Source organism: Streptomyces sp. NPDC048506 (genome assembly GCF_040651315.1).
GTDB lineage: Bacteria > Actinomycetota > Actinomycetes > Streptomycetales > Streptomycetaceae > Streptomyces.
Genome location: NZ_JBEZIX010000113.1, coordinates 1 through 5,373 on the forward strand (window position 1 = coordinate 1; position 5,373 = coordinate 5,373).

The 5,373-nt window shown below is 69.6% G+C and carries 8 protein-coding genes and 1 pseudogene; 2 read left to right on the forward strand and 7 right to left on the reverse strand.

The window, feature by feature from the left end:
* Window positions 1-115, reverse strand: a pseudogene (locus AB0C96_RS42830) (TetR/AcrR family transcriptional regulator); the annotation flags it as partial.
* 204 nt (window positions 116-319) lie between these two features.
* Between AB0C96_RS42830 and AB0C96_RS42835 the strand changes: the two are divergent.
* A complete protein-coding gene (locus tag AB0C96_RS42835) occupies window positions 320-1,276 on the forward strand; it encodes an NAD-dependent epimerase/dehydratase family protein (protein ID WP_362925699.1) in 957 nt (318 codons plus the stop codon).
* A gap of 98 nt (window positions 1,277-1,374) precedes the next feature.
* On the forward strand, window positions 1,375-1,587 hold the full coding sequence (locus AB0C96_RS42840) for a hypothetical protein (protein ID WP_362925700.1): 213 nt from the start codon (window positions 1,375-1,377) through the stop codon (window positions 1,585-1,587).
* A 342-nt stretch (window positions 1,588-1,929) separates the two neighbouring features.
* Here the strand turns inward: AB0C96_RS42840 and AB0C96_RS42845 are convergent, their stop codons facing one another.
* The 6 genes from AB0C96_RS42845 to AB0C96_RS42870 form a co-directional block, all read right to left on the reverse strand.
* Window positions 1,930-2,391, reverse strand: a complete 462-nt coding sequence (locus AB0C96_RS42845) for a hypothetical protein (RefSeq protein ID WP_362925702.1) — start codon at window positions 2,389-2,391, stop codon at window positions 1,930-1,932.
* A gap of 139 nt (window positions 2,392-2,530) precedes the next feature.
* The gene (locus tag AB0C96_RS42850) at window positions 2,531-2,668 is read right to left on the reverse strand and encodes a hypothetical protein (protein WP_362925703.1); all 138 of its coding nucleotides are present in this window, start codon (window positions 2,666-2,668) and stop codon (window positions 2,531-2,533) included.
* 123 nt (window positions 2,669-2,791) lie between these two features.
* Window positions 2,792-2,974 (reverse strand): hypothetical protein, encoded by a 183-nt coding sequence (locus tag AB0C96_RS42855; RefSeq protein WP_362925704.1) that lies wholly within the window; start codon window positions 2,972-2,974, stop codon window positions 2,792-2,794.
* 87 nt (window positions 2,975-3,061) lie between these two features.
* Entirely contained in the window at window positions 3,062-3,451 is a 390-nt protein-coding gene (locus tag AB0C96_RS42860; protein WP_362925707.1) for a recombinase family protein, read from the reverse strand.
* Window positions 3,448-3,816, reverse strand: a complete 369-nt coding sequence (locus AB0C96_RS42865; protein ID WP_362925709.1) for a DUF6415 family natural product biosynthesis protein — start codon at window positions 3,814-3,816, stop codon at window positions 3,448-3,450. The genes AB0C96_RS42860 and AB0C96_RS42865 overlap by 4 nt, the downstream gene beginning before the upstream one ends.
* Window positions 3,817-4,092: 276 nt before the next feature.
* Window positions 4,093-5,271: a helix-turn-helix transcriptional regulator gene (locus tag AB0C96_RS42870; RefSeq protein ID WP_362925711.1), complete on the reverse strand. Its 1,179-nt coding sequence runs from the start codon at window positions 5,269-5,271 to the stop codon at window positions 4,093-4,095.
* Between the last annotated feature and the right edge of the window lie 102 nt (window positions 5,272-5,373).

Sequence of the window (5,373 nt, forward strand, 5' to 3'; positions counted from 1 at the left end):
TGAGCGCGACGGCCTGGACGCCGCCCTCGGCGAGCTGCTGAAGCGCGGCCGCCTTGATTTCCGCACGGTTCTGCTCGCGGTAGCGCGCCCGGGGGCTTCGTACCTCGGCGGCCATGGTCTCCTCCTGCGTTGCGGGGCAGCGGACGGCATGTGTGAGCGGTCCTCGCTCATCGTAACCATCACTTCAGTTGCGATGGGGGATCGCAAGAGTTATGGTCTCTAACAGAAGTGAGGAAGTGAAGCGGGGCGAAGTTCCGCTCCACCGCTCTCGCCCACGACTGATCCGCTCCACCCGCCATCCCGGAGAGAAGGAATCGCCATGTCTGTTGCAGCACGCCGTCTCCACGCCGTTCTGGGTGCCGGCCCGGCCGGCACCACACTCGCCGCCGAGCTCGCCCGCCAGGGCAAGGCCGTACGACTGGTGAGCCGCTCGACGCCGGACGGCGCCCCCGACGGCGTGCAGCGCCGTGCCGCCGATGTGAGCACGCACGACGGGGCGCTGGCCGCCGTCGAGGGCGCCGATGTCGTGTACCACTGCGTGAACGTCGCCTATCACCAGCAGACCGAGGTCATGCCCCGGGTCCAGCAGGCGCTGCTGAAGGCCGTCGAGGCCACCGGGGCACGGCTGGTCGTCCTGGACACGCTGTATCCGTACGGCCCGACGCACGGTGAGGTGATGACGGAGGACACCCCCTGGCGGGCGACGAGCCGTAAGGGAGTGATGCGGGCGCAGCTGGACGAGGCATATCTCGCCGCTCACCGTGCGGGGCGGGCCCGTGTCGTCCTCGGCCGGTCGGCCGACTTCGTCGGTCCCGGCGTGCTCAACTCGACGCTCGGCGGCGCGGTGTTCCCGCCCGCACTGACCGGCGGCGAGGTCCTGGCGCTGGGCGACATCGACCTCCCGCACAGCTACACGGCCATCCAGGACGTGGCGAAGGGACTGGCCGCCCTCGGCGAAGACCCGGAAGGCGACGGCCGGGTGTGGCATCTGCCCACCGCGCCCGCCCGTACCACCCGCGAGATCCACTCGATGATCCAGGAGCGGGTGGGCGGCCCGCTGCGGCGGGTGGTGCTCCCCGAACCCCGTCCCTTCGGGCCGTTCGACGCGACCTTCATGGACGAGTACGCGGAGATGTTCTACCAGCACACCGAGCCGCAGATCGTGGACTCCTCGGCGTTCGAGCGGTCCTTCGGCCTCCGTCCGACGCCGCTGGATGCGACGCTCGACGCCACACTCGGCTGGTTCCGCACGCTGATCGCCGGCGCGCGCAACTGACCTGCCGCACCCGGCCGGTGACGCCCCGGATCATGCGAACAGCCTAAGGGCGGGCAATCCGTGTGCGCTTGCCAGTGGCCGGCCGTACCATCCGCGCCATGGCGACCACATGCGTCCCTGACGCCACCGCCGAGGCCAACGAGCGCATACGCGCATTCATGGCCGCACGTCTGGGCCGGCCTCTGTGGCCGGACGAGCAGGCCGAATACGAGCAGCTGCTCGCCGCATGGGCCGCCGCCGGACCGGGAGCGAACGGGTCCGCACCGTGCTGCCCGTTCGTGCCGTCCCGCCCAGGCGGCAGCACCGGGTGAGCCCACCGAGAACCGGTTGGCGGCAGGACAGGTTGCAGAATCCGGTGATTTCCAACCAGGCGAACTGGGGGGCTAACAGAGCCATTGGATTCCCTCCGAGGGTGGGTGGCAGAGCACCCAGTGGCCCGCCCACGGCCAGCAGTTGGCCACGGGCGGCCGTCGGGGCTACCCCTTGCCTTCATCCGTGACGGCAGGGGCTTCGGGGATGAGGAAGCCGCGGAGCGGCGGTCGGTCCTCGCTTCCGATCGCTTCTTCGGCCGACCTCAAGGAGGCCACAACGTCGGCGTACTCGGCTCGGATCCACTCCATGGCGGCAGTCCTCTCGGTTGGGGGCTACGCAGGCTAGCCCTTGGGCTTGGGGATCGGCACGATCGGCCCGGAGTCGTCTGAGTGCTGGCACTTCGCCGCCACCGGCACCAGTGCGTCGTCCGGTCGCTGCCACAGGTCGGGGTCGACGGAGTATCCCGTCTCTTCGATCAGCGCGGTGGTGCGGTCGATTACGGCCTGATCGAATCGATCGGGGTCGGGCGTCTCGGGCCGGTGGTGAATGAACTGGCCGAGTCGTTCGCACAGTTCGCCGTACGTTTGCGTGTGCAGGATGAGGGCGTGCCAGCCAGCATCGACCACGCGGGACGGGACGAGACGCGCGGTGGGGAACTGGGCGCAGGCGGCGACGAACGCCAGGGCCTCGGTGAGGATCGCCTGGGCATCGGCCGCTTCGACGTCGGGATTGTCGGTTCGGATGGTCGAGCAGACGGCGGTGAACTGCTCGTCGGTGAGTAACGATCGGGCAGACTTGCCCATCTGGGTCTCCTTGAGTGGGGTGATGCCTCGCGGCGGAGGTCCGACCCGTCCCGGCCGAGCAGTCCGGCCAAGGAGAGACTCGGCCGGGACGGGGGTTGACAGCGCCGTTCCGCGCGGAGAGGCGAGGTCGACTGCGGCCCTAAGGCTTGTTCTTGATCTTGTCCTTCATCTTCTGTACAAGGTCCCGTTTGTTGGCCGCTTGCTTGGCTGAGTTGGCGTCGTCCTTGCGGTCGGCCTCGGTTTCGAACCTGACGTTCTTGGGCCTGCCCTTGGACATGGCGCGCTCTCCTTCGTGGTGGTGCTGTGTGCGTGCGGTCGGCCGCTGCCATGAGGTCACGAGCAGCGGCCGACCATCCCGCGACGCCTCGGGGGTCAGTACCGCGGGAGTCTCAGGGGTGGGTCACCCGGCCGGGGCCGGGGTGAGCCGGTGGCGCTCCGCGCACTGTTTGTGGACGCGACCTACGTAGGGCTGTTGTCTGCGGCCGGTGGTCGGTATGACCACGCAGGCCATCTCGGCGGGTGGTACCTCGTCGGGGCACACCAGGCACCAGATGACGTCACCGGAGCGCGGGGACTCAGCCATGACCACCGCCGCTGATACCGACGGCCAGCACGAATGCCAAGGCGGCCAGACAGGTCAGGTAGACGAGGGCGCGCCGCTGATCACGGGTCATGACACCCTCCCTGCCATCACGGCCCGGAGAGTGTGCCGGTCCGACTCGCCGAACGTCGTCAGGGTGTAGCCGCCGGCCGAGATGATGCGCTGCTGCAACATCAGGCGGTGCGTACCGTCCGTGGCCAGCCGATCCCAGCTGTGCACCAGGCACAGCACCTCCCGGCGGCCCGCGGCCTCCTGCATCGCCTCGACCATGGTGGTCAGCGCCGGGCGGTGCGTGCCAAGCGCATCGGCACCCGTGTCCCACCACTGGCCGCGGCTGGCCAAGACCCACCCCAGGTCGGTGACGTACGCGTGGCAGGCATGCAGCCGCATGTCCAGGTGCCGGCGATTACGGGTGGCGCACCGGTCGTAGACGAAGGCCAGCGGGGCGGGCGCGCTCACAGCCACGCCTCGGCGGTGAGCATGGCCAGCAGGTACTGGCAGTCCCTGGCGAGTTGGTGCACCTGCACGTGTGCGGATAGGGCGCCACTGCCGAGCCCCTGGTTCATCTGCCGTTCGATGCCGTTGAGCCTCGTGATCAGTTGGTGGTCAGTGGACCACCGGCGGCGGGCCGCCTCGCGCGCATCGGGGAGCAGCAACGCGATATGCCCCCGCAGCATCTCTTCCAGCCCGGCGAGCGTGTCGAGGTCTGGTCGGCCGGCACCGACCCACAGTGCGCGGCGGATCGTCTCGCCGATCGTGTCAGCGTCAATCGGCAAGGCGGGCGCCGGCCCGATCGTCGTTCGCTGCTCGGCGCGCGCGTTCACCGGGGCCTCCGATTCCTGTGCTGCGGGCAGGCGACGATGAACCAGACGTGCACGCCGCCGCCCTCAACCGACGTGGTGACCGTCCCGGCTGGGGTGAGCGTGCTGTGTGCGGCGCCGCACCAGTAACACGCCTCGCCATGCAGCCGCACGATACTGACGTCGGGTTCTGCAGCAGATGGAGCTTTCGTTGTGGTCACGGTCTCTCCTTGTGCCGTTGGGCTCAAGGAGAGGTTGGCCCCGCCGCTACCCCTCAACTACCCCTGAGAGGGGTACCTTTCAGGCGCCTGTCCCCGCGTGGCACCACTCGGCAAAGTTGGAGAGGGTCTCTGCGTCCGCTCGCTTCAATCGGCGCAGGGTGGCCACGTCCTCCTTCACCCACCGGTGTTCCCGAGCATGCTGGGGGGCGATCCGGCGGGCCACCTTCAGTGACTCGAATGCGGCATCCGGCCGTCCGGCCCAGAGCTGCGCGCGGCCGAGCTCGATATAGAACCCCGACCGCCGCTCGACTGGCAGAACCTGCGGTGGCTTCCACTCGCGGGCCAGCCGCAACGCCCGGCCGAGATGGTCGTCACCGAGGCTCACGGCCACCGACACCTTATGGACCCGCACGCTGTCCGGCCCGAATGCCGTGCCCTGGTAGACGGCCTCCCGCACCCGGTCTCCCAGGGCCCGCGCATCGTCCAGGTGGCTTTCCGCAGCGCTTCCGTCACCGGCTCGGCCGGCGAGCACCGCAGCCCGCATATGAAGCGCACCGCGGGCCGCCAGCACCTCGGACGAGTCGGCGCAGGGGGCCCGGTCGAGAGCCCGCTCCAGGGCGCGCAGCCCCACAGCGTGCGTGCGGGCGCCGAAGTGCAGTTCAGCCCGAACGTAGGCCACCGTCGCGTTCACGATCGGGTCGTCGGCCCGAGCCGCTGCCCACCGCATCAGGTCGAGGAGTCGAGCGGAGAGATCCTTCGCTCCGCGCTTGAACGCCACGGCGTCTGTTGCTCGGCAGGCATCCACCAAGAGCTTTGCCACCTCGGCCCGTTCGCCCGACGCCGCGGTGTTCAAGGCGCGGCACAGCTCCGCGAGGAGCCCCGGCGCGGCTCTGGAGATCCGCGCGTACTGCGCACTCAGCCGGTGCGCGACAACCGCCGCCACAGCCTCGCGTAATGCGGGCAGTTCGCGGCACAGTCCGTCGTCAGGTTCCTCGTACGCGGCGAGAACGGCGGACAGTTCCGGCATCGCATGGTGGACTCGATCGTCTGGGCGTTCCCGGTTCGGCAGGAGGCGGGCGGGGTCGATGTCGAGGGCCTCCCCGACGGCGTCCAGGACTGCGTCAGAGACCCCACGCTCACCGCGCTCGATCTTCCGAATGGTGCCGAGCGCGACGTCAGCGCGCTCCGCGAGGGCGTGTTGGGTGAGGCCGGCGATACGGCGTTCGTAGGCGATGCGGGGGCCTGCTCCGCGGTACACGATGCTGGGCAGTCGGGTAGCCGGGTCGTGTTGCCACGACCCGGCCCCCTCAGAACCGGACGTGCCACTCGTCGCGGCATCCGGCTCAAGCGGGTCTTTGGC